This is a genomic window from Allobosea sp. 05T439 (genome assembly GCF_056396005.1).
Map to the genome: position 1 here is coordinate 293,278 of NZ_JBFTKP010000004.1, position 21,656 is coordinate 314,933.

The 21,656-nt window shown below is 65.2% G+C and carries 23 protein-coding genes; 12 read left to right on the top strand and 11 right to left on the bottom strand.

Translation table 11 applies throughout. The features are described 5' to 3' along the window. Positions 1 to 120: 120 nt before the first annotated feature. Complete coding sequence (gene rpmG / locus AC1DIO_RS06915; RefSeq protein WP_038367996.1) at positions 121 to 288, top strand: 50S ribosomal protein L33; 168 nt, start codon at positions 121 to 123, stop codon at positions 286 to 288. A gap of 85 nt (positions 289 to 373) precedes the next feature. Here rpmG and AC1DIO_RS06920 read toward each other — a convergent pair whose 3' ends face one another. Continuing rightward, the gene (locus AC1DIO_RS06920; RefSeq protein WP_441506000.1) at positions 374 to 700 is read right to left on the bottom strand and encodes a hypothetical protein; all 327 of its coding nucleotides are present in this window, start codon (positions 698 to 700) and stop codon (positions 374 to 376) included. A gap of 271 nt (positions 701 to 971) precedes the next feature. Here AC1DIO_RS06920 and AC1DIO_RS06925 point away from each other — a divergent pair, with 271 nt between their 5' ends. Next, positions 972 to 1,172 carry a hypothetical protein gene (locus AC1DIO_RS06925; protein ID WP_441489677.1) on the top strand — a complete coding sequence of 67 codons (201 nt, stop codon included), beginning with the start codon at positions 972 to 974 and terminating at the stop codon, positions 1,170 to 1,172. 256 nt (positions 1,173 to 1,428) lie between these two features. Here the strand turns inward: AC1DIO_RS06925 and AC1DIO_RS06930 are convergent, their stop codons facing one another. Together AC1DIO_RS06930 and AC1DIO_RS06935 are read right to left on the bottom strand one after the other, a co-directional pair. Then, positions 1,429 to 2,805 carry a PleD family two-component system response regulator gene (locus tag AC1DIO_RS06930; RefSeq protein WP_441506001.1) on the bottom strand — a complete coding sequence of 459 codons (1,377 nt, stop codon included), beginning with the start codon at positions 2,803 to 2,805 and terminating at the stop codon, positions 1,429 to 1,431. Between the two features lie 17 nt (positions 2,806 to 2,822). Further along, on the bottom strand, positions 2,823 to 3,194 hold the full coding sequence (locus AC1DIO_RS06935) for a response regulator (RefSeq protein WP_043232944.1): 372 nt from the start codon (positions 3,192 to 3,194) through the stop codon (positions 2,823 to 2,825). A 134-nt stretch (positions 3,195 to 3,328) separates the two neighbouring features. Between AC1DIO_RS06935 and AC1DIO_RS06940 the strand changes: the two genes are divergently transcribed. Both AC1DIO_RS06940 and AC1DIO_RS06945 read left to right on the top strand, forming a co-directional pair. Continuing rightward, complete coding sequence (locus AC1DIO_RS06940) at positions 3,329 to 3,619, top strand: DUF3572 domain-containing protein (RefSeq protein ID WP_441489675.1); 291 nt, start codon at positions 3,329 to 3,331, stop codon at positions 3,617 to 3,619. Continuing rightward, positions 3,616 to 4,980, top strand: coding sequence for a DNA polymerase IV (locus AC1DIO_RS06945; protein ID WP_476853273.1), 1,365 nt, complete (start codon positions 3,616 to 3,618; stop codon positions 4,978 to 4,980). Before AC1DIO_RS06940 ends, AC1DIO_RS06945 begins: the two co-directional genes overlap by 4 nt. Here AC1DIO_RS06945 and AC1DIO_RS06950 read toward each other — a convergent pair. Beyond that, positions 4,937 to 5,785 (bottom strand): cell envelope integrity EipB family protein, encoded by an 849-nt coding sequence (locus AC1DIO_RS06950; RefSeq protein WP_441506003.1) that lies wholly within the window; start codon positions 5,783 to 5,785, stop codon positions 4,937 to 4,939. The two genes, AC1DIO_RS06945 and AC1DIO_RS06950, sit on opposite strands and share 44 nt — an antisense overlap. A 240-nt stretch (positions 5,786 to 6,025) precedes the next feature. On the opposite strand from AC1DIO_RS06950, the gene AC1DIO_RS06955 reads away from it, so the two are divergent. The 7 genes from AC1DIO_RS06955 to AC1DIO_RS06985 all read left to right on the top strand — a co-directional run bounded on the left by AC1DIO_RS06955 (position 6,026) and on the right by AC1DIO_RS06985 (position 11,259). Continuing rightward, positions 6,026 to 6,499, top strand: coding sequence for a RidA family protein (locus tag AC1DIO_RS06955; protein WP_441489672.1), 474 nt, complete (start codon positions 6,026 to 6,028; stop codon positions 6,497 to 6,499). Then, positions 6,499 to 7,257, top strand: a complete 759-nt coding sequence (locus AC1DIO_RS06960; protein ID WP_441489671.1) for a glycerophosphodiester phosphodiesterase family protein — start codon at positions 6,499 to 6,501, stop codon at positions 7,255 to 7,257. Before AC1DIO_RS06955 ends, AC1DIO_RS06960 begins: the two co-directional genes overlap by 1 nt. Then, complete coding sequence (locus AC1DIO_RS06965; RefSeq protein ID WP_476853274.1) at positions 7,254 to 8,576, top strand: GNAT family N-acetyltransferase; 1,323 nt, start codon at positions 7,254 to 7,256, stop codon at positions 8,574 to 8,576. Before AC1DIO_RS06960 ends, AC1DIO_RS06965 begins: the two co-directional genes overlap by 4 nt. Continuing rightward, on the top strand, positions 8,503 to 9,306 hold the full coding sequence (locus tag AC1DIO_RS06970; RefSeq protein ID WP_476853275.1) for a hypothetical protein: 804 nt from the start codon (positions 8,503 to 8,505) through the stop codon (positions 9,304 to 9,306). Before AC1DIO_RS06965 ends, AC1DIO_RS06970 begins: the two co-directional genes overlap by 74 nt. Before the next feature lie 33 nt (positions 9,307 to 9,339). Continuing rightward, positions 9,340 to 9,768: an HIT family protein gene (locus AC1DIO_RS06975; RefSeq protein ID WP_476853276.1), complete on the top strand. Its 429-nt coding sequence runs from the start codon at positions 9,340 to 9,342 to the stop codon at positions 9,766 to 9,768. 63 nt (positions 9,769 to 9,831) lie between these two features. Next, entirely contained in the window at positions 9,832 to 10,296 is a 465-nt protein-coding gene (locus AC1DIO_RS06980) for a carboxymuconolactone decarboxylase family protein (RefSeq protein WP_441489667.1), read from the top strand. 81 nt (positions 10,297 to 10,377) lie between these two features. Then, the gene (locus AC1DIO_RS06985; RefSeq protein ID WP_441506005.1) at positions 10,378 to 11,259 is read left to right on the top strand and encodes a sigma-70 family RNA polymerase sigma factor; all 882 of its coding nucleotides are present in this window, start codon (positions 10,378 to 10,380) and stop codon (positions 11,257 to 11,259) included. An 8-nt stretch (positions 11,260 to 11,267) separates the two neighbouring features. On the opposite strand, the gene AC1DIO_RS06990 is transcribed toward AC1DIO_RS06985, so the two are convergent. The 7 genes from AC1DIO_RS06990 to AC1DIO_RS07020 all read right to left on the bottom strand — a co-directional run bounded on the left by AC1DIO_RS06990 (position 11,268) and on the right by AC1DIO_RS07020 (position 17,685). Further along, positions 11,268 to 11,633, bottom strand: coding sequence for an AzlD domain-containing protein (locus AC1DIO_RS06990; RefSeq protein ID WP_441489665.1), 366 nt, complete (start codon positions 11,631 to 11,633; stop codon positions 11,268 to 11,270). Next, complete coding sequence (locus tag AC1DIO_RS06995) at positions 11,630 to 12,355, bottom strand: AzlC family ABC transporter permease (RefSeq protein WP_441489664.1); 726 nt, start codon at positions 12,353 to 12,355, stop codon at positions 11,630 to 11,632. The genes AC1DIO_RS06990 and AC1DIO_RS06995 overlap by 4 nt, the downstream gene beginning before the upstream one ends. Positions 12,356 to 12,510: 155 nt before the next feature. Continuing rightward, the gene (locus tag AC1DIO_RS07000) at positions 12,511 to 12,780 is read right to left on the bottom strand and encodes a hypothetical protein (RefSeq protein ID WP_441489663.1); all 270 of its coding nucleotides are present in this window, start codon (positions 12,778 to 12,780) and stop codon (positions 12,511 to 12,513) included. 4 nt (positions 12,781 to 12,784) lie between these two features. Beyond that, positions 12,785 to 15,313, bottom strand: coding sequence for an ATP-dependent Clp protease ATP-binding subunit ClpA (gene clpA / locus AC1DIO_RS07005; protein ID WP_476853277.1), 2,529 nt, complete (start codon positions 15,311 to 15,313; stop codon positions 12,785 to 12,787). 45 nt (positions 15,314 to 15,358) lie between these two features. After that, positions 15,359 to 15,703 carry an ATP-dependent Clp protease adapter ClpS gene (gene clpS, locus AC1DIO_RS07010; protein ID WP_043233033.1) on the bottom strand — a complete coding sequence of 115 codons (345 nt, stop codon included), beginning with the start codon at positions 15,701 to 15,703 and terminating at the stop codon, positions 15,359 to 15,361. A 414-nt stretch (positions 15,704 to 16,117) separates the two neighbouring features. Then, a complete protein-coding gene (locus tag AC1DIO_RS07015) occupies positions 16,118 to 16,429 on the bottom strand; it encodes a DUF6506 family protein (protein WP_441489661.1) in 312 nt (103 codons plus the stop codon). 233 nt (positions 16,430 to 16,662) lie between these two features. Continuing rightward, the gene (locus tag AC1DIO_RS07020) at positions 16,663 to 17,685 is read right to left on the bottom strand and encodes a PAS domain-containing protein (protein ID WP_441506006.1); all 1,023 of its coding nucleotides are present in this window, start codon (positions 17,683 to 17,685) and stop codon (positions 16,663 to 16,665) included. 892 nt (positions 17,686 to 18,577) lie between these two features. Here AC1DIO_RS07020 and AC1DIO_RS07025 point away from each other — a divergent pair. Then, on the top strand, positions 18,578 to 21,656 hold a 3,079-nt coding region (locus AC1DIO_RS07025; RefSeq protein WP_476853278.1), incomplete at its 3' end, for an autotransporter outer membrane beta-barrel domain-containing protein.

The following is a 21,656-nucleotide window of genomic DNA, read 5'->3' on the forward strand; positions in this document are numbered from 1 at the left end:
TTCTTTCTTGACTTCGCCACTGGCTTGCGGCATCTCCCCGGGAACGGTTTGCCGGGTTCCCCCGGCCATTTTGTTTTATGAGGGCCAGACCGCGGCCCGCCAGGCTCGAGGACGGAACCCATGGCCAAGGCCGTGACCATCAAGATCAAGCTGCTGTCGACGGCGGATACCGGCTTCTTCTACGTGACGAAGAAGAACTCCCGCACGATGACCGAAAAGATGTCGAAGAAGAAGTACGACCCGGTCGCGCGCAAGCACGTCGAGTTCAAGGAAACCAAGATCAAGTGATCCTGGTCGCCTTTTCGGCATAACCAAAGTTCAAGGAACCGCCCGTGATCCGGGCGGTTCTTTTTTGCCTACGATTCGGTCCTGTTCAGAACACCTGTCTGGGCACGAACAGGCAGAACGGCTTCTGCGACGGAGCAATCACGCTACCGGTCAGGGTTCCACCCCGCCGGCAAATATGAAAGCGGCCATCCTGGGACGCACGCGTCGCCCCCTCAGGGATGAAATAGCCGTCATAGGTCAGGTAGCCGCCGGGCACGATCCGGGGATCCGGCTCGCGCGCGTCGACATCCTGGCCCATGGGCCAGCAGTCTTGGTCGCTGCAACAATCGTATGGATACCAGCTATGTGCATGGACAAGCCCTCCGCCCGGCAGAAACGCCGCGAGGCAGAGCGCCAATGCGAGAATACGCATGGGTCGCTCCCCGTTTGAGGATCTCAGGCCAGCCTCTTCTGCCCCGGGTCCCACCGGAGTCGAATCTGCAAGAGACTATCACGAACTGGCGCGGACGGGGATGCGCATGCTGCATCGCAGCATAAACACATTCCAGCGAGCTTCACTGGCAGGAATTGCGGCTCGGGCCGCCCCGCGCCCAAGTCTTCCGCCGACCTTCGGGGCTTGCCGAATGGCTCCGCTCCCCCCATTTTCGACGCGGACAATCTCCAGTCGCGATGCGGAGTTTCGTGTGAGCAGCGGTGACAAGAAGGCGGCACGTCCCGCCAGGCCGCACGGAGCGGTGCGTGAATTCCTGAAGCTGATCGTCGAACTCGATTCCTCGCGCTTCGCGTCGAGCAGAATCAAGGCTGGGCTGATGCTGCTTGGCCTGCTCGCGGCTTTCGGCCTGTTCGGCTACGCCGTCGCGGCCGGGCTGTCGCACTATCTCTGATCGCGCGACTGGGGGGAGTGGTGGCCGGCCGGCTGCGGTTCTGATGAGGCCAGATGTCCCGCGGCCGACCGACCGAGCCCATCGGATTCCCAGGAGATGCGGCGGACCTGAGCTCCCGAGGGGCATATCGGGCAGCCCAGGGCGGGCTGCGTTGGAAATGACCCTACGCACCCGCCTTTCGATTGCAATTGAATCAGATCGATTCTCGAATCTTCATCGATGGTTAACCCTACCTGGAAAGGTTTACAGGGTTGGTTTACGCCGCACTGGCGACGATCACGCGGTTCCGGCCGCTTTCCTTGGCGCGGTAAAGCGCATCATCCGCCCGCTTCATCATCTCGGCCGGCGAGAAATCGCCGGCGCGCCGGCTGGCGACGCCGATTGAAACGGTGACGCCGATCGTCCGTGAGTTGCGCTGGATGGTGAAGGGCTCGACCTCGACCTTCTCCCGGATTCGCTCGGCCACGGCGAAGGCCGCATCCAATGTCGTATCCGGCAGTACGACGACGACCTCCTCGCCCCCCAGGCGGGCGACGAGATCGATGCCGCGCGTGCAGGCGCGCACCCGGTCCGCGAACTCGCGCAGCACCTCGTCGCCGGCGTCATGCCCCCAACTGTCGTTGACGACCTTGAAGCGGTCKACATCGAGGACGAGCATGGCAAGCGACCGGGCTCTGAGTGCCGATTCGTCGAAAAGGGTGCTGAGGCGGCTGTCGAGATAGCGCCGATTATGCAGCCCGGTGAGCTGATCCATCACCGCCATTTCCATGGAGGACTGGACACTGTCGCGCAGGCGCTCGGTGAAGCGCTTGCGGCGAATCTGCGTGCGCACCCGCGCCAACAGCTCGTTACGGTCGACCGGACGCATCAGGAAATCATGTGCACCGATCTCCAGCCCGCGCAGGATGCGAGCGCGGTCCTCGGCCTCGCCGAGCAGCAGCACCGAGACGTTGCGGGTCCGCTCCAATGAGCGCAGTTGGCTGCACAGCCTGAGGCCGTCATGGTTCTGCAGGTCGAGACTGACAAGGATGGCTTCGAAATCGCCCTCGGCCGCCTTGGCGAGAGCCAGGTTCGGGTCTGCCTCGACCTCGACGCTGTGAAACGTCGACAGCGCGCTGGAGAGCCGCTCGGAAGCCGTGGGACGATCTTCGATCAGCAGGACGCGGCCGTTCAGCCCGGTCTCGGACGCCGCTGCAGCCAGCGGGTCGGCGATACCGAGACGCCGCGATGCAATTGCCCGGTGGCGCAATTCGTCGGTGACCGACTTCAGACGCACCAGGCTGCGCACCCGGGCGAAGAGCGCGGCATCGTCGATCGGCTTGGTCAGGAAATCATCGGCTCCGGCATCGAGCCCCTTCAGCCGGTCGCTCGGCTGGTCGAGTGCGGTCACCATCACGACGGGGATATGGGCGGTGGTCGGGCTGTTCTTCAGCCGCCGGCAGACCTCGAACCCGTTCAAGCCCGGCATCATGACGTCGAGCAGCACGATATCCGCCTCGCCGCGCTCGCAGATCGCCAGGGCGTCGACCCCGTTGAGGGCCGTCGTCACGTCAAAATATTCCGCCGACAGCTTGGCCTCGAGCAGCTTCACATTTGTGAGGATGTCATCGACGACCAGGACACGCGCAGACATGGAGCCGCTCCCGCCGCTCAGGCCGCGCCGGCATAGGCGCGTACCGTTTCCAGGAACTTGGCAACCGAGATCGGCTTCGAGAGATAGGCCTCGCAGCCGCCCTCCCGGATCCGCTCCTCATCTCCCTTCATTGCGAAGGCGGTCACCGCGATCACGGGAATGGATTTGAGCGTGTCGTCTTCCTTGATCCACTTCGTGACCTCCAGACCCGAGACTTCGGGAAGCTGGATATCCATCAGGATCAGATCGGGATGATGGGCGCGCGCCAGCTCGATAGCCTCGATGCCATCGGCCGTCTTCAGCGTCGCATAGCCATGCGCCTCGAGAAGATCGTTGAAGAGCTTCATGTTGAGCTCGTTGTCCTCGACGATCAGGACCGTCTTCGTCATGCCGTTCCCCTGTTTCGCCTCGGAAGGCGTCGGTCTATTCCAGGCTTTCCAAGCCGACAGCTCCGTTCGATGATCATCCTAGCACGCCAGCCGTTGACGAAACGCAAACCTGATCCTGGACCCGACAACCGACCATGCCACGCTCGATCGCTTCACCCGATGCTGAAACCCTTGCCCTGCGCGCATTGGGCTTCCTCGCTGCCGATTCCGCGCGAATCGCGCTATTTCTGGCCGCAACAGGGCTTGGGCCGGAGACATTGCGTGCAGCAGCCGGCGAGCCCGGCTTCCTGGTCGCAGTGCTCGATCACCTTCTCGGCAACGAATCGCTCCTGCTCGAATTTGTCGGAAATTTAAGCCTGAATCCGGAAATCATTGGGCAGGCGCGGGAAACCCTCGCTGGCCCCCATCACGGTGACGATGCTTGACAGAAGAGCGTGACCGTCCGCGCCAAGCGCCTGCGTTCTGCCGCGATTGCCTCACTGACAACGACGGCGCGGCGGGAGCCTCACGCCGCTGTCGCGCCTGCGGCTCGCCGCGCCTGATCTGCCACCCCGAACGGGACAGCCTGAGCCTCGCTCATATCGACTGTGACGCCTTCTACGCCGCGGTCGAGAAGCGGGACGATCCGTCCCTGCTCGACAAGCCGGTGATCATCGGCGGCCGCAAGCGCGGCGTCGTCTCCACGGCCTGCTATATTGCCCGCACATACGGTGTGCGTTCCGCCATGCCGATGTTCCAGGCCTTGAAGGCCTGCCCGGAAGCCGTCGTGGTGAAGCCCAACATGGCGAAATATGTCGCTGTCGGGCGCGAGGTCAGGCAGCTGATGCGGGAACTGACCCCTCTGGTCGAACCGTTATCGATCGACGAGGCCTTCCTTGATCTCTCGGGCACCGAGCGGCTGCATCACGCCAGCCCGGCCATCACGCTGGCGCGCTTCGCCAGGCGGATCGAAGACGAGATCGGCATCACCATTTCCGTCGGCCTGTCCTACGCCAAGTTCCTGGCCAAGGTCGCCTCCGACCTCGACAAGCCGCGCGGCTTTTCCATCATCGGCCGCGGTGAAGCCGTCGCCTTTCTCGCGGACAAACCCGTCAGCCTGATCCCGGGCATCGGCAAGGCAAGCGCAGCCAAGCTGGCCGAATCCGGCTTTCGTCTGATCGGCGATTTGCRGGACGCGCCGACACAGGCGCTGTTCCGGCTCGCCGGCAAGGACGGACCGCGGCTGAAGAACCTCGCCAATGGCATCGACGCCCGCAAGGTGACGCCGGATCACGAGACCAAGAGCGTCTCCAGCGAAACCACGCTTGATGTCGACCTCTCCCGGTTCGACGAGCTGGAGCCGATTCTCTGGCGGCTGTGCGAGAAGACCTCGAAGCGCCTCAAGGCCCAGGAGCTTGCCGGGCGAACCGTCACCTTGAAGCTGAAGACGGCAGAGTTTCATTCGATCACGCGTGCGAGCCGCCTGCCCGAACCAACGCAGCTCGCCGGGCGCCTCTTTGCGGCCGGACGCGAACTGCTGAAGCGCGAATGCACCGGGCAGCGCTACCGGCTGATCGGCATCGGCGCGAGCGATCTCACCGGCCCCGAGGAGGCCGACCATGGCGACCTCGCCGACGTTGCCACGCCGCGTCTCAAGGCCATGGAGGGCGCGCTCGACAAGCTCCGCGCCCGCTTCGGCGATGATGCGATCGGAAAAGGCCTGAGCCTGCGCAGCCCGGACCGACCGCCATCGGGGACCAAGTCTACTTCGCACAATCCTGATGAGGCAGAAAATCCAGACGCGTGAGCGTGCCGCGCAACGCGAAACTGCCATAGTCCATCCGGACCGCGCCGGTGACACCATTCTCATACAGTTCGAACGAGATCGAATAGGCCGGCGTGACCTCGCCTGAACCGACCTTGTAATAGGATACGGTGACCGGCCAGCGTGTCAGTTTCTCGAATTCCGGGCGCCTCAAGGGCGCCTCGCTCGGCGGCGTTTCGATGTGCTTGCCGATGACGGAGAGCGTGTCATAGACCTCCTTGCCACTATTGGCGCCGTCATAGAGCCGCACGCTAAAGGTGTTCTGGCCCGCTCGCGCCGCCAGGATCAGCGCTTTCATCTGCGCATTGGGGAACAACGCGTCGCCGGCCTCACGATGCGTCTCCGCCTTGGGAGCGGTCAGCTTGACCTCATAGCCGTCGGCTCCCGACTTCTTCGCAGTGCCGTCGACGACTTCGGTCGGCGCGCCACTTGCGGAACTCTCGGTCTTAAAGCGGTAGCTCTGGCCGTCTCCTGCTTCGAAGCTCGTCGTCCGGGCATCGATCGTGCGCGGCCCGCCCTCACTGGTGAGCTGGGTCACCTGCCGGAAGGAGAGTGCATAACCCTCGCAGGCATCGCCGGTGAAGTCGAATGCAATGCGCCCGCGAGCCGCCTCGATGTTCTTGGCCGGTTTCCCATCGTCGAGCACGAGATCGTAGACTGCGCGGTGCGGCACCAGGACGACGCGATCCCCTGGTTTGGCCTGCGCCAGAGCGGCCGTTGGCAATGCCATCAGCAGGAGCGTCGCAGCGCCCGCCGAGCCCAGGAGACCGAAACCGATTCTGTTCATTTGCCCGCCGCCTTGCTGCACCTGATCGCTGAGTCTAGTGCAATGCGGCAATGGCGCAAACAAGGCGCATATCGCGGCGAGCTACGCCCATGGCACAACCCCGCTTGGCAGGCCCCGCGCTTGCGGCTTACCCGGCCATCGGCCATGTAGGAATCCTGCGTCGCCGCAGCTCTGGGCCGAGGCCCAGGCGGGCCACCGCGCAGATGATCCGACTCGACCGAGCGCCAGGAGCCTGACCCGATGAGCGAAATCGAAGCCAACCTCGCTGCACTGGGCATCACCCTGCCCGCTCCCGCTGCGCCCGTGGCGAACTATGTGCCCTATGTCATCACCGGCAACCTGCTGGTGATCTCCGGGCAGATCTGCTTTGGCCTCGACGGCAAGCTCTCCGACAAGCACAAGGGCAAGCTCGGCGCCGAGATCTTCAACGAAGCCGGGCTCGAGGCCGCGCGTCTCTGCGCGATCAACGTGCTGGCGCAGGCCAAAGCCGCGCTTGGCGGCGATCTCGAGCGCATCAAACGCTGCGTCCGGCTTGGCGGATTCATCAACGCGACCCCGCATTTCTCGGCGCTTCCCGCGATCATGAACGGCGCGTCCGACCTGATGGTCCAGGTTCTCGGCGATCGCGGCCGCCATGCCCGCTCGACCGTCGGCGTCGCCGAACTGCCGGCAGATGCCGCTGTCGAGGTCGAGGCGATGTTCGAGATCGCCTGATGAGCGCGCGTCCTTCCCTCGACTGGCTGGTCGCGCGGCCGATCGCGCATCGCGGCCTGCACGACCTCGCCGCCGGCCTGATCGAGAACAGCATCTCGGCGGCAGACGCCGCCATTGCCGGCACCTTCGGCATCGAATGCGACATCCAGCTCAGCGCCGATGGCCAAGCCATGGTGTTTCACGATTTCGTGCTCGATCGGCTGACGGCTGAGACCGGCAATGTCAATGCCAGGACGGCGGATGCGCTTGCCGCGATTTCATTGAAGGGCAGCAGCGACAGGATTCCGACCCTCGACGCGTTTCTTGATCGGATCGCCGGCCGCGTGCCGCTGGTGATCGAGGTCAAGAGCCGCTTCGACGGCGATCTCGCGCTGACGCGACGCGCAGCCGAAATCGTCGCCAGGCGCTCCGGTCAGCCGATCGTCTTCAAGTCCTTCGATCCGACGATCGTCACTGCCCTGCGCGAGCTCGCTCCGGCGATCCCGCGCGGCATCGTGGCCATGAACGAATATGCCTATTCCGACTATGACCGGCTCGACGCGCGCCAGAAGCACGCGCTCGCGAACCTGCTGCATTTCGAGGAAAGCCGCCCCGATTTCCTGTCCTGGAAGGTCTCGGATCTGCCAAGTGCCGCCCCGTTCCTCTGCAACAAGGCACTTGGCCTGCCGCTGATGAGCTGGACGGTGCGCACCCCCGAGGATCGGGAAACAGCCCGCGCTCACGCCGACCAGATGGTCTTCGAAGGGTTCCGCCCTTGAGTGCAGGTCGCGACCGCAACGACCTGCGGGTCCGGGTCGCGACCTCGTTGAAATCCGTGCCGGCGGAAGCCTGGGACGCCTGCGCCAACCCGCATGCGGCCAGCGTGCCTTCGCCTGCACGACTTGAATCAAGCTGCGAAGCAACCGATTCACTTTCTCAACACGACACAGATAACCCCTTCGTCTCTCACGCCTTCTTGAGAGCCCTGGAAGAAAGCGGCTGCGTCGGCGGCCGCTCCGGCTGGTCTCCCGCCTATCTCCTCGTCGAGGACGGCGACGACCGGCTGCTCGCGGCGGCACCGAGTTTCGTGAAGGGTCACAGCCAGGGCGAATATGTCTTCGATCATGCCTGGGCCGACGCCTATGAACGGGCCGGCGGGCATTATTATCCCAAGCTCCAGGTGGCCGCGCCTTTCACCCCCGCAACGGGTCCCCGCCTGCTCGCGGCGGACGGGCCGCGCACCGGCGAAGCACGCGCCGGCCTGATCGCCGGGCTKGAGGCACTGCGCGACCAGACACGCTCCTCCTCGATCCACGTCACCTTCGCGCAGGAGCCCGATCTCGGTGCACTGATCGAGGCGGGCTATCTCGAGCGCCACGATCTCCAGTTCCACTGGGGCAATGACGGTTTCGCGACCTATGACGATTTCCTCGCCACCCTTGCCTCGCGCAAGCGCAAGGCGCTGAAACGCGAGCGGCGTGAGGCGCTTTCGGTCGGCATCACGGTGGAGGTTCTCAGCGGCTCCGGCCTGACCGAGGCGGTCTGGGATGATTTCTTCGCCTTCTATCAGGATACCGGCTCGCGCAAATGGGGCCGGCCCTATCTGAACCGGCGCTTCTTTTCACTGGTCGGGCAAGCACTGGGCGAGCGCATCGTGCTGGTCATGGCCCGCCGCGCCGGGCGCTATATCGCAGGCGCCATCAATTTCCGCGGAGCGAACACGCTCTATGGCCGCAACTGGGGCTGCATCGAGGACCACCCCTTCCTTCATTTCGAGCTCTGCTACCACCAGGCGATCGACTACGCGATCGCACATGGGCTCGCCCGCGTCGAAGCCGGCGCCCAGGGCGAACACAAGATCGCGCGCGGCTATCGCCCCGTCATCACGCGCTCGGCCCATCACCTCGCCGATCCCGGTCTGCGCCGCGCGGTTTCGGCCTATCTCGGGACCGAGCGCKAGCATATTGCAGCCGCCTGCGCGGCGCTCGCGGCTGAGAGCCCGTTCCGCAGGGATGGACGCACAGATGAAGCGTKACAGCGGCGGCGCCCATCCTGCGCGAGAGGTCACATTCTGCGACGACGCAGTGCTCAGCTATGATCGTAGCCGCACCGCCTTCGCGTCCGGGGAGCCGCTGCTGCTCGACGACGCCTATCGCCTCGCCCACTTGCCGCTGGTTGCCCCGCATCACCCGGGCGTGATCGCAAATCTGCCGGGGCGCTTCTACGACATGGGACGGCACCCGTCGGTCTTCTCGCTCGTGCTGCCGGTCGACGATGCCGCGCTGCGTGCCTCGCCCGCGTTCATCGCCATGGAATCCGAGCTGAAGACCGCGCCATTCGCCGCAAAGATCGCCTGGGATATCCTGCCGAGGCGCGCCGAGCGCCTGCACGCCACCCTCTGCGGCTCGCTTGGCACGGACGTTCCGCCGTCCATCGATCCCGCTGCTCGAGCAGCGCTCGGCGATCTCGGTCGCCTCACCGTCGAACTGCGCGGCCTGTTCTCCGGAAACGTCAATCGTGGCCGGCTCTATCTGCGCGCCTATCCGGAGCAGCGCGACGGCCAGAACGTCTTTCATGCCATTCAATCTGCGCTCGGTCGGCAGCAGACCGATCTCTATGTCGTCGGCCTCTACAATCTGACCGACGACCTTTCCCCCGCCGAGGCCGCCGCGCTCGCCGGTATCGTGGAGCGCTGGTGGCATCGCCCGCTCCTGCGTTTCGAGGCGCGCGACCTCTGGCTGCTTGGCGCGCGCGACGATCTCGTGCTGGATGCCGCAATCATCGAGACGCTGTCTCTTGACGCTGGGCGGCAGCGCACCTCACCCTGACAGTATCTTTCCCGTAGAACGGACCGGCCAACGATGACCGCCTATGATTCTGCCAATGTCTTCGCCAAGATCCTGCGCGGCGAGCTGCCCAGCCACAAGGTCTATGAGGACGACGAGACCGTCGCCATCATGGACATCATGCCCCGTGCCGACGGGCACGTCCTTGTCCTCCCCAAGGCCGCCTGCCGCAATGTGTTCGATGCGCCGCCGGACGCGCTCAAGGCAGTGGCGCTGACGACCCAGAAGCTCGCCCATGCCGTGAAGAGCGCCTGCGCAGCCGACGGCATCACCATCCAGCAGTTCAACGAGCCGGCTGGCGGCCAGGTCGTGTTCCACCTGCATGTCCATGTCATGCCGCGCTKGGACGGCGTTGCGCTTCGCCCCCATACGGGTGCGATGGAGGCGAATGACGTGCTTGCTGCGAACGCCGAAAAAATCCGGGCCGCGCTAAAAAATATCTGAAGGCATGTCACAGGCGTCGGGCCTGCCTCGTCTTGCTTCCATCAGACACAGATGGAGAAGTTCATGCCCCAACGCCTCAATGTCTTCCAGGTTGCTCCGGCCGCGGTCAACGCCGTCCTGGGAATGCAGAACTATGTCGAAGAGTGCGGGCTGGAGCACAGCCTGCTCGAACTGGTGAAGATGCGCGCATCGCAGATCAACGGCTGTGCCTATTGCCTGCACATGCACTCGGCCGATGCGCGCAAGGCCGGCGAGACCGAAGCGCGGCTCTATCTGCTGAGCGCCTGGCACGAGTCGGAACTCTACACCCCGCGCGAGCGCGCTGCCCTGCGCTGGGCCGAGGCGTTGACGCGCTTGTCCGAAGCCAGTGCGAGCGACGAGGCCTTCTCCGAATTGCGCGAGCATTTCAGCGAAGCCGAAGCGGTCAATCTTTCGGTCGCGATCGGAGCAATCAACACCTGGAACCGCATCAATGCCGGCTTCCGAGCCCGGCACCCGCAGGATCGCCAACGGTCCGCGGCTGCCTGAGGCCGCCTCGCGCAGGGATCCTGCGCAAGAAATCCGAGAGTCCGCTGTCGCGGGCTCTCGCTCACCTGCGAGATGGCATTCATGACCCTGCAGACCGCGTTCGAACAGCATCGGCGCTTCCTGACCCGACTTGCGTATCGAATGCTGGGCTCCGTCAGCGACGCCGAGGATATCGTCCAGGATGCCTGGCTGCGCTGGCACGAGGCCAGTCGCGACGAAATCTCGAACCCTCGCGCCTATCTCGCCCAGGTAGTGACGCGGCTCTGCCTCGATCAGATGAAATCGGCCCGCAGCCGCCGCGAATTCTATGTCGGGACCTGGCTACCGGAACCGCTCGTCGAAAGACTCGGCAGCGCCGAGGTCGCCGATGACGAGCTCGATGCCCCCATCGCCCTGATGCTGGCTCTCGAACGCCTGTCTCCACTGGAGCGGGCGGCTTTCCTTCTGCACGACATCTTCGACATGGACTTCACTGAGATCGCCGCAATGCTGGAGCGCAGCGAGGCCGCCTGCCGTCAGCTCGCCAAGCGCGCACGCGACCATGTCCGGCTCGACACGCCGCCGCGCAACAAGGTTTCCCGGGAGGAGGCCGCGCGCTTCGCCGAGGCCTTTTTCAAGGCGTCACATCAATCCGACCCGACGATGTTGCAGCGTCTGCTCGCCGAGGATGTCGTCCTGCACAGCGATGGCGGCGGCAAGGTCCAGGCCGTGTTCAAGCTGATCTTCGGCGCGGACAAGGTCGCTCGTTTCTTTGCGCGCCTCTCCCACGCACTGACCCAGCGCAACGTCTCGACGACCAGCTATGAACCTGTACTGGTCAATGGCCTGCCCGGCTATGTCAGCCTGGAGAACGGCCAGACCCTGCAGGCAACGGCGCTCGACATCCGCGACGGGCTGATCCACGCCATCTACGTGGTCCGCAATCCCGACAAGCTGCGCCATCTTCAGCAGCCTGGTCCCTGAGGGACCTGTCAGGCCGCCTGGCTCAGCATCCAGCCGCCGCCGATCAGCACCGCCTCGCCGACAATGACGGCGAGAAAAACGCGCCGTCGGTCGAACAGGACGATGGCCAGCGTCGCCGCCAACGCTCCGACGCGCAAGGAGAGCGGCAAGGCCGCGAGCGCGCCTGGCGGCGCGATGATCAACTTGGCGACGACCCCGGCGAGCAACGCCGTCGCCACCGCCCTCACCCATTCCAATGCGGGCGAATCGGCGTTGATGCGCCGCGCGAAGGCGACTGCGAGCCAGCGCCAGATCTCGGTCGGCAGGAAAGCGAAGAGCAGCAGCGCGAGATAGGGCCAGAATGGGCCGTCGAGCAGCGGGATCGGCTGTGTCATGCGCGCCGCGCCCCGATGCGCCGCACGGCAAAGGCGATGCTGCCGCCGATCAGGCCGGAGACGATCAGGTCGAAGCCGCTGCCCATCAGACGGTCGAAGATCGGCGCCAGCGCAAGGCCAAGCCCCATCGCGATGAAGTCCCCGCGGTGGCGGATACCGGCAGCGATCGATGCGAGGAAGAAGATCGGGGTCAGGCAGAGCAGCCCGGCAGCAAGCGGAAGCGGAAGCGCTCCAACGAGGTAATAGCCTGCATAGGTGCCCGCTGCGCTCACCATCATGCAGGCATTGGCGAAGCCGAGGAAATAGGCCACGCGCTGGTGCGGCGCGATCCCCGGCAGGCGGCGCAGGCCCTCGGTCCAGGCGGTAACGGCAACGTAATGCGCGAGCAGCAGCTGCATCGCGATGCCTTGCCCCGGCCGGCGCAGCAGCGGCAGGATCGCCACCGTCATCGGCAGGAAGCGCAGCGAGGCAAAGCCGATCGCAAGCGCGATCGCGCTCCACGCAGCCCCCGCCGCGATCGATGCGAAGAAGATCACCTGCGACGGCCCGGCCCAGACCAGCATGGTCGAGAGCACAGCGACATCGACGGGATAGCCGACATCGCGCGCCAGCGAGCCGACACCGACGAGTCCAAAGCCGACAACCCAGGCCGGCAGCGACAGCGCATCGCGTATCCCGGCCAGCGCGGTGCGCTGCCAGCTCCAGTCGGCCGATACGCTCATGAGAGATTCTGCACGCCTGACGGGTCGGTCACTCGAAAAGCCGCACCGGCCTGAGATGGCCGGGCGGGACCCGTTCTAAACGCTCGCGCGCGGGAAGCCGACATCCGGCATCGCGCGGTCACCCTTGCACAGCCTGCAAAGGCAAGGGGTGGCTCTCAGGTGCCACCCTTCATCACGATGCCGATCAGCTCGTTGCCGAAATCGATGATTTCCTTCGGCACGCCGCCAACCGACTTGATACCGAGATAGATCAGATAGCCGAAGGCCGGCACGAGGATCCAGCCGAGGATTTCCTCGAACAGCACGCGCCGCCGGCGGCGGCGCGCACGCTTCTCGAACCAGCCAAGTTTTTCCTTGGCAGGCTGTACCGGGGCTTCGCCGCTGGTCTGGAGCGCGGCAGCTTGGGTCTTGCGTCGAAAGAACACGGTCTCAGGCCTTCGTCAGCGGGACCTTCGGCACGGTACGAATGGCGCGTTGCGCCGCCTTGGGCGGCTCGGCCGGGCCACCGCCCTTGCCGTCTCCGCCGCCCTTCGGCGCCCGGCGTGTGCCGGGCGTGCCCGGCTTCGCTGAGCCCTTCGCCTTTGCCCGCGGCGTGCGCTTCTCGGCCGCCGCCGCCACGTCCTTCTCCGGCTTGGGCTTGACCGGCCCGTCGGGGAATTCGAGCCCCAGCACCTTGATGCCGGTCTCGGACTGAACGACGACGACCTTGACCGCCCCACCACCCTTCAGGCGCCCGAACAGGACCTCGTCGGCGAGCGGTGTCTTGATCGTCTGCTGGATCAGGCGAGCCATCGGCCTCGCCCCCATCGCCTCGTCGTAACCGTTCTCGACCAGCCACTCGCGCGCTTCGTCGGTGAGCTCGATCGTGACATTGCGATCGGCGAGCTGAGCTTCGAGCTGGAGCACGAACTTGTCGACGACACGCGCCACCACCGTCTTCGGCAGATGGCTGAAGGAAATTACCGAATCCAGCCGGTTGCGGAACTCCGGCGCGAACAGGCGGTTCACCGCCTCGGTATCGTCCCCCTCGCGCTTGGCCCGCGTGAAACCATAGGCTGCGCGTGCCATGTCGGCGGCTCCGGCATTGGTCGTCATGATCAGGATGACGTTCCTGAAATCGACCTGCTTGCCGTTATTGTCGGTCAGCTTGCCGTGATCCATCACCTGCAACAGGATGTTGAACAGGTCGGGATGGGCCTTCTCGATCTCGTCGAGCAGCAGCACCGAATGCGGATGCTGGTCGACCTGATCGGTCAGAAGCCCGCCCTGATCGAAGCCGACATAGCCGGGAGGTGCGCCGATCAACCGCGAAACCGTGTGGCGCTCCATATATTCCGACATGTCGAAGCGGATCAGCTCGACGCCGAGCGACGCGGCGAGCTGGCGCGCCACTTCGGTCTTGCCGACGCCCGTCGGGCCGGCAAACAGGTAGCAGCCGATAGGCTTTTCGCCATCACGCAGGCCGGCACGCGCCAGCTTGATMGAGGACGACAGCGCCTCGATCGCCTTCTCCTGGCCGTAGACCGTGCGCTTCAACGTGTTCTCGAGATTGCGCAGAACCTCGGCGTCGTCCTTGGAGACGGTCTTGGCCGGGATACGCGCCATGACCGCGACCGCAGCCTCGATCTCCTTCACGCCAATGGTCTTCTTGCGCTTGCTCTCGGTCAGCAGCATCTGCGAGGCGCCGGTCTCGTCGATCACGTCGATCGCCTTGTCCGGAAGCTTGCGGTCATGGATGTAGCGCGCCGACAGCTCCACCGCCGMCTTGATGGCGTCATTGGTGTAGCGGAGCTTGTGGAACTCCTCGAAATAGGGCTTCAGCCCCTTCAGGATCTCGATCGTGTCCGGCACCGACGGCTCGTTGACGTCGATCTTCTGGAAGCGACGCACCAGCGCCCGATCCTTCTCGAAATACTGACGGTATTCCTTGTAGGTCGTCGAGCCGATGCAGCGCAGCGTACCCGAAGCCAGCGCCGGCTTCAGCAGGTTGGAGGCATCCATCGCCCCACCCGAGGTCGCGCCAGCGCCGATCACCGTATGGATCTCGTCGATGAACATGATCGCCTTGGGATGGGCCTCGATCTCCTTGATCACCTGCTTGAGGCGCTCTTCGAAATCGCCGCGATAGCGCGTGCCGGCCAGCAGCGTGCCCATGTCGAGCGAGAACACCGTCGCGTCCTCGAGAACCTCCGGCACCTCTCCGCGGATGATCTTCAACGCGAGCCCTTCGGCGATCGCGGTCTTGCCGACGCCGGGGTCACCGACCAGCAGCGGATTGTTCTTCTGCCGGCGGCAAAGGATCTGGATGGTGCGCTGCACCTCGGCCTCGCGGCCGATCAGCGGGTCGATGCGCCCGTCACGCGCCTTGCGGTTGAGGTTGACGCAATAGGCCTCGAGCGCGCTTTCCTTCTTCTTCTTGTCCTTGTCGGCATCGTTGCCCTGGTCGGCCCGCGACTCGCGCTGCTGCTGCTCGGGCTCTTCCTCGCTGCCGCGCACCGGCCGGCTCTCGCTCGCGCCGGGGCGCTTGGCGATGCCATGGCTGATGTAATTGACCGCGTCGTAACGGGTCATGTCCTGCTCCTGCAGGAAATAGGCGGCATGGCTCTCGCGCTCGGCGAACATCGCGACCAGCACATTGGCGCCGGTCACCTCTTCGCGACCGGAGGACTGGACATGGATGACCGCGCGCTGGATCACGCGCTGGAACCCGGCTGTCGGCTTGGAATCGTCGCGGCCATCGGTGACGAGATTGCTCAGCTCGGCATCGATATAATCGACGAGATTGCGCCTCAGCATGTCGAGATMGACGCTGCAGGCGCGCATGACGGCGGCAGCGTCCTGATCATCGACCAGGGCGAGCAGCAGATGCTCCAGCGTGGCGTATTCGTGATGACGCTCATTGGCGAGCGCCAGAGCCCGGTGAAGCGCCTGTTCGAGACTGCGCGAGAAACTCGGCACTGATGCGCTCCTATTCCGCTTTCAGGAGGATGATCGAATCCAAGACTACTTCTTCTCCATCACGCATTGCAGAGGATGCATGTGCTTGCGCGCCAGGTCCATCACCAAGGTGACCTTTGTCTCGGCGACCTCGTAGGTGAAGATCCCGCATTCGCCGACGCCGTTCTGATGCACATGCATCATGATCTGGGTCGCTTCGGCGCGGTCCTTGTTGAAGAACCGCTCGAGCACATGCACCACGAATTCCATCGGGGTGTAGTCGTCGTTGAGCAGGAGCACGCGATAGAGATTGGGCTTGCGTGTCCTGGTCCGCGTCAGCACGGCGGTGCCGGCCCCTTCGCGGCCACCGCCATCGACGGGAGAACTTGGGCGTTTCGGCCGATCGGCCATTGAGAGCGGCGCGCGCAGGTCTTCGCCGTCGCCCCGAGGCCCCGCTTCCGTTCCGCTTCCCATGGTCGCCGCTGTCTTCAAAGCTATCGTCCTGACGCTTCACCGCAGATAATGCGCCGCAAGAGAATTTACAGGCCTCTCCTCCCCTTCGCCAGTCCGTTCCATGCAGGTGGGGCACAAGCATGGCGGGCACGAAGGAATTTGTGGATGACACAGGCCGAAGGCCCCGCCACCGCATGTCCATGATTGGGAACAAGCAACCAGCGTGCCGGATCAGCGGCAGGAACTCGTCTCAACGAGACCGTCACGGAGCGCCCTCCCGGCCGAGGTCCGAGGAAATTGTCCGCCTGATATCCTGGTATGTTGAAACCGGGCGCGACGGGCCGGGCCGCGCCCCTGGGCGCCCCGCGGCGTTCAGCCGCCGGCCTCGAACTTGGCCTTGTAGGCAGCCGCCTGGGTCAGGGAATCGATGCCGAAGCTGACCAGGCCGACCGCGGCGCGGCCTGCGACAGCCCTGACGACCGCGGCACCCGGCTCGACGCCGAAGCCTCCGCAGAGCTCGATCAGTTCGACGCCCTCGGCGATCAGGGACAGAGCAACGTCAGGGGCCGCTTCGGGCGTCGGCACGAAGACGATCGTCAGGCGCTCCGAGGCCGTTTCCCGCACGATACGATCGATGGCAGGGTCGCTGCCGTCCATGAGGATCATCGAGGCCCAGATATTCACGGCAGGTTCTCCCGGTCATTGGGGTGCGTTGCTGCCTGTACGGTCCAGGCAGAGTTTCCAGCAGATCGCTTCTGCTCCGGCAACGAGCCGCCACAGGAGCATCGCGGCAAATTGAATGCCCTAACGGAAGGGCAAATCAATGGAAAGCACGCCTGCGCTCTGCTCCCCCGGCCTGCGTTGCCCTGGCGATCAGCTGCTCGCCGGCCCGCTCTCCGGGACAGCCCATCGGCCCGCTACGAAGCGCCCCTTTCGGCCAGGCCGAGGCAGGCCCGCCCTTCGCCGTCATGGAAGAGGCGAATGCCATTGCGCTCGAACACGTCCCGGACCTTCCGCAGATTTTCCGACCGGACGCCCGCCGTTGAAGTTTCCATGCGGCGAATGGTGGAGAAGGAAACCTGCGCTTCCCTGGCAAGCGTAGGCGCCGACCAGTTCAGGAGCGCGCGCGCCGCCCGCACCTGCGCGGCGTGCAGCGGTGCCGTCTGCCGCGGTTGCGGACGGGCGTCGTGTTCATAGGTCGTGCAGCCAATCCACTCCCGGATCTCCCCGCTGGGTCCGCGCACCGGGAGCGCTCGTCCGGTGAGGGTGACATAATCCCCTTTCACGGTCCGGACCCTGATCGTGGCCTGATATTCCTTCTCCGTCGCGACCGCAGACTTCCAGGCTTCGAGGAAGGTCCTTCGATCATCCGGGTGAATGGCCGCCAGTTCATCCCAGTTCCTGGCTTCCGCCGGTGACTGCCCCGTGAGCTTCGACCACTCCGTCGTCTCGACCAGCTTTCCATTCGGATAGGCGCGCCAGACGTGATCACCCAGCAGGCGAGAGAGCGCCTGCCGCCACATCGTCTCGAGATCGAGCGTCGTCATGAGTTCCTGAACATCGGTGACGTCCGTAATGACGCCGAACATCGCGACAGGGCGGCCGTTTCGATCGAAATGAGCCTGCCCCTTGCTGCGCAACCATCTCAGGCTGCCATCAGGGCGAATGATCCGAAACGTCCGGTCCTGGAGCCGCTTGTCTGCCGCGAGCCCGATGGCATTGCTGAAGTCCAGCTGGTCGTCCGGATGCACCAGGGACTGATAGAGATCGATCGTTGGCACCACCGCCGCGGCGTCCAGGCCGAGGATCCTGAACAGTCCGGTCGACCAGGTGACCTCGGATGTGTCGAGATCCCAGCTCCAGGTTCCAATGCTGAACTTGTCCTCGATCACCCGGAGCCGCATGTCGGGCGAACTCAGTAGTCGCTTGGATGTTGGCATCGCTGGCTGCTTCGATGGTCGACGGGCGTTATCGGCGGCTTGCTACGTTCTGCTGTGAATAGAGCTCTCACCGAGAGGGCGGAAGAAGAATATCGGAACTTAGGAGACAAGCAGCTCTCTTCCGGATGCGATCACATTCCAACTTTCGTGACTGAGGCATGAATATGAGGGATCAATCTGATTATTTTCTCCATTCAGGGCGAGACAAAGAACACAATATGCTCACGCCACGCTCTGATTGAATATTTAATGCTCTACTTTACTGGGCTCGAACCAAAACAAGGAAATCGTCGATTCAGGTTGGAGTGTTACTGCTGAACCACGGTGAGATGCGAGGCGCGAAACAGCATGAGCAGGACGTCGCCGCGACGTGAAGCATGGTTGCGATGGCGAATTGTTGGACACTCGGGACTCCCCCCACACGGAGGGGGCTCAGCGCACAGGTCKAAGTGACGGACGGCAACCGCACGCAGCATGCCCGCTTCCGGGATGGTCGCGGCCCGACGCGCGAAGCGGAGGCCGCTTGGCTGGCCGATGATGGCACCCCACTCGGCTGGCAGCCCACCCACTGGCGCCGAGCAGCACCGCGGCCACCACAGAGAGTATTCGAGCTGGATTAGCGGAGCGGTCCTTGCCGGGTGCCTCCTTGCGCGAAGCTGATGCGCCGCTCGCGAGAATCCGGCCTGGAAATCCGCCCCTTTGAACTGTGCCTGGAATGCAACGTTCCGCAGAGTTAATCGGCGATGAACGGTGGTTCGTTGCCTGCCTCACACCAGAGGCTATGGTGCGGACTCGGCCGGGGGGCAATTGCGTGTCATCAGCAGCGGGACTGGATGAGGTGTCGCGAGGCGTCGCGCTGCGGCGACCTTGTGTTGCGCGGTCACGTCCTGCCATGCTCGCCCTTCTCACCTTCGCACTGGCTGCGCCGGCTCTGGCCGATGGCGGAGCTGGCGGCGGAGGGGACGGCGCAGGCGGTGGCGACAATCTCACCCTTCCCGGTGACAGCGGGAACGTCGGCGGTAGCGGCGGGGGCGGCGGCGGGGGCGGCTCCGGCATAACCGGCGGCTCAGGCGGCAGAGGCAACGCCGGTATCGGCGGCACCGGCGGAATCGGAGGAGCCACCGCGGGAGCTGCGGGACAGGACGGGCAGGATTCCAACGGCGCTGGCGGTGGCGGMGGTGGCGCTCATGGCAGCGTGGATGTGGCGGCTCCCACCGGCAGCGTCTCAGGCGGCAATGGCGGCAATGGCGGCGATGGMCTCGCGGGAAGCGGCGGCGGTGGCGGCGCCGGCGGATATGGCGCGGTGATATCCGGCACCGGTGCGCTCGGCTTGCTCACGTCGACAACGACGGGCGGCAATGGCGGCAATGGTGGCAGCGGTCACTCGGAGGCCGGCAATGCCGGCAGCGGCGGCATCGGCTTGGCAGTGACCGGCGCAGCCGGCACGTCGCTCACGATCGGTGCCGGTGTCAGGGGCGGCGACGGCGGAGCTGGAGGGAACAGCACCGGCGCGACTGGCGGAAGCGGCGGCTCTGGCGGCGTCGGCCTGATCGGTTCCACTGGTACCAGCTTCGTGGTCAATGGCGCGGTGCGTGGTGGAGACGGCGGCGCCGGCGGCTCCGGCATCGTCCCGGGCTCGACCGGCCAGGCAGGAGCCGGCATCTCCGGTCAAAGCCTGAGCATCACGCTGGGCGCGAGCGGCTCGATCTCCGGCGGTCTGGATGGCGGCGGCGCCCGTGGAAACGCTCTCGCGCTATCCGGCAACAGTAGCCTGACGGTCGCGACGGCCGGCACCGCCAATCTCACCGGCAACATCGCTCTCGGCGCCGGCACGTTGACGCTCGACCAGAGCAACGGCGTCGACATCACCATCGCCAACGCGGTGACCGGCACGGGCGCACTCGCCAAGACCGGCTCCGGCACGGTCACCCTTTCCGGCAACAACGACTACACGGGCGCAACAAGTATCCTGGGTGGGCGCCTGGTCGCCGACTCTTCGACCGCGTTCTCGGCGAACTCACATTACKGGGTCGCGGCTGGGGCGACGATGGAGATTGCAAGCGCTGCCGGGTTCGGCGCCACGGTGGGTGCGCTGTCGGGAGCGGGCAATGTCGTCATCGGCAGTGGCACCATGCTGAGCATCGGCGCCAAGCCCCTCGCAACTATCTTCTCCGGCCAGATCTCCGGTCCGGGCTCTCTCTCCCTTGATGGGCCTGGCACGCTGTCGTTGACCGGCTCGAACAACAGCATCGAGGGACTGCTTCTCCTTTGCGGCTGCTCGAACCCGACACTCGAAATCAATGGCGGGTCGCTGAGCGTCGGCGATCCGGCGGGGGGCTTCGGTAGCGTCGCTGTGGCCGGCGGCACCTTGCGGGTCGTCAATGGCGGCAGGCTGCATATGGTCGATCCGTCCGGGCTTCTCGCCATGCAGTCGAACATGGAGGTTTCCGGCCCGAATTCCCTGGTGACCGTGGAAGGTTTCACGGGGATCGGTGGCCCGAGCAACGTCGGCCTTTCGATCAGCGCCGGCGCCGCCATGGAGAGCAGGGCCGAGGCCGCTATCGAAGGCATCGGGGCGTCGACGACCGTCACGGTGACAGGGCCCGGCTCGAGCTGGACGGTCGGCCGCACTCTGTTCGTCGGCGGCTTTTCCTTCGGCGGCACTGGTGCCTTGACCATCTCGGCCGGAGGCACCGTCAACTCCTCCGGGCCGCTCTGGATCGGCTCGGACCCGGATCCGTCGCTCGGATTTGCCCGCGCCAGCGTCAGCGTAACAGGCGCCGGTTCCGTGCTGAACGCGAATGGCGGCCTGCTCGTCGGCTATCCCGGCTGTGGCTGCGGCGATTACACCGGTGCTCTCACTGCGGCTGACGGCGGCACCGTCAATGCCGGCGCAGGCCTGCAGATCGGCCACCTTGGCACGCTCGCGATCGGCGCCGGCGGGCTTGCCGGCACGATCGTTACACCGGCGATCGTCAATGACGGCGAGATCCTCGCCAATTTTGTCGATGTCTCCATCCTTGCGGCAAACATCTCGGGCACGGGGACGCTGACCAAGCAGGGTTCCGGCCGGCTCATTCTGACGGGGAACAGCAGCTATACCGGGGCGACCTCGGTGCTGTCGGGTCTGCTCACGGTCAACGGCTCGCTGACGGGCTCCGCGATTACCCTGGCCGGCGGTGCGCTCGGCGGTTCCGGCACGGTCGGGAGCGTCATTGTCGGCCATGCCGGCACGGTCGCACCGGGCAATTCGATCGGCACCTTGAACGTTGCCGGCAACATTTCCTTCAACCCCGGCTCGACCTATCAGCTCGAGGTCAACGCCGCCGGCCAGTCCGACAGGATCGCCGCCACCGGGACCGCGACCGTGTCCGGGGGAACGGTGCAGCTCCTGGCGGAACAAGGCGGCTATGGCGCCTCGACGCGCTACACCATCCTGACGGCGCAGGGCGGGGTCATCGGCCAGTTCGCCGCGGTGACCTCGAACTTCGCCTTCCTGACCCCGAGCCTCGCCTATGGCGCCAATGACGTGGCGCTGACGCTCGATCGCAACGCGATCGCCTTTCCGCAGGTCGCCCTGACCCGTAACCAGGCCGGTGCCGCGGGAACGGCCGAAGCGCTGGGCGCCGGCCATCGTGTCTACGATGCGCTGCTCACGGCAAGTGTCGCCGACGCCCGCGCCGGCTTCGATGCGCTCTCGGGCGAGATCCACGCGCAAGCAGTCAGCGTCGCGATCGAGGACAGCCATCTCATTCGCGAATCCATCCTCAACCGGCTGCGCTGGCCCCTGGCCGCCGGCTCGTCCGGCGGCTCGGTCAACGGCGCCTTCAGCGCCGACGCGCCCGGCAGATCAGCCGGCACAACTCTGCCGGCGCCGCGCCTCGCCATGGAACGCTTCACGCTTTGGGGTGAGGCGATCGGAGCGCAGGGACGCACGGACGGGGACCGCAACGCGGCTTCGCTCGACCGGC